Annotated in this window: 1 protein-coding gene; it reads left to right on the top strand. The window is 70.4% G+C overall.

Features of this window, described 5'->3' with window-relative positions:
- The first annotated feature begins 66 nt into the window (after positions 1-66).
- A complete protein-coding gene (locus KDL28_RS40040) occupies positions 67-1,344 on the top strand; it encodes an IS701 family transposase (RefSeq protein ID WP_252446704.1) in 1,278 nt (425 codons plus the stop codon).
- The last annotated feature ends 109 nt before the right edge of the window (positions 1,345-1,453 follow it).

Below are 1,453 nucleotides of genomic sequence, written 5' to 3' on the forward strand. Positions count from 1 at the left end.
CTAGTAGGGCTTTGTTAGGTGTGTCGCTGCCGGGTCTGACACCAGGTCTGTGATCTTGTTCCGGGTGTGACTCCGGAGGAGATGGAGCAGGTCCGCCCGCGGATCGAGGCGTTCGCCGCGGACATGCTGGGCGGGTTCGCCCGCGCGGATCAGCGGGTGAAGGGGTCGCTGTATCTGCGTGGGCTGCTGCTGGATGGCAAGCGCAAGTCGATGCAGCCGATGGCCGCTCGGCTCGGGGTCGATCACCAACAGCTCCAGCAGTTCGTGACGTCCTCGACCTGGGACCATGTCGAGGTCCGCCGCCGGCTGGCGCTCTGGGCGGCAGGACCCGGGGGCGGGTTCATCGACCCGCAGGCCTGGATCATCGACGACACCGGCTTCCCCAAGGACGGCATCCGCTCGCCCGGGGTGGCGCGGATGTACTGCGGAGCGCTGGGCAAGACCGGGAACTGCCAGATCGGGGTCTCCGTGCACGCCGGCACCGACTGGGCCTCCGCGGCGGTGAACTGGCGGCTGTTCCTGCCCGAGTCCTGGGACGACACCAGCCCCGCCAGTGCTGCTGATCCTGCGCTGGCCGAGCAGGTCCGGGACCGACGAGCCCGGGCCGGGATCGGCGATCAGGTGCGGCATCGGGAGAAGTGGCGCCTGGCGCTGGACATGCTCGACCAACTCACCGACTGGGGCCTGCCCACCCGACCGGTCGTCGCGGATGCCGGCTACGGCGATGCCACCGAGTTCCGTCTCGCCCTGACCGAGCGCGACCTGCCCTACGTCCTGGCCGTGTCCCCGACCGCGACCGCCCACCCGGCCGAGGCGGTGCCGATCACCCCGGCCTACCGCGGCACCGGACGACCACCCATGCCGCGCTACCCCGACAAGGCCCTGGACCTGCGCGCCCTGGTCATGGCAGCCGGACGCGCCGCGGGCCGCTACGTGATCTGGCGCCACGGCTCCCGGGCCCACGCCGCCAACCCCACCGCGCGGATGCGCTCCCGGTTCCTCGCCCTGCGCATCCGCCCGGCCAACCGCCACATCCCGCGCGACCAGGACGGGATCCTGCCCGAGTGCTGGCTGATCGCCGAGTGGCCACCGGGCGCCCCGGAGCCGACCGACTTCTGGCTCTCGACCCTGCCCCCGACCACGCCGCTGCGGGAGCTGGTCCGGTTGGCGAAGATGCGCTGGCGCATCGAACACGACTACCGCGAACTCAAAGACGGCCTCGGCCTGGACCACTTCGAAGGCCGCTCCTACCTGGGCTGGCACCGCCACGTCACCCTCACCAGCCTGGCCCAGGCCATCTGCACCCAACTGCGTCACGACCCAAAAGCCCCTGCGCCGGCCTGACCCTCTACGCAGTCCTGCGCGAACTCCAGAAACTGCTGGTCGTCTGGGCCGGTGTCTGCCACACCTGCCAACGCACCTTCGACAACACGAGCTAACAAAGCCCTACTAG

This window comes from Pseudonocardia humida, assembly GCF_023898865.1.
Classification (GTDB): Bacteria; Actinomycetota; Actinomycetes; order Mycobacteriales; family Pseudonocardiaceae; genus Pseudonocardia; species Pseudonocardia humida.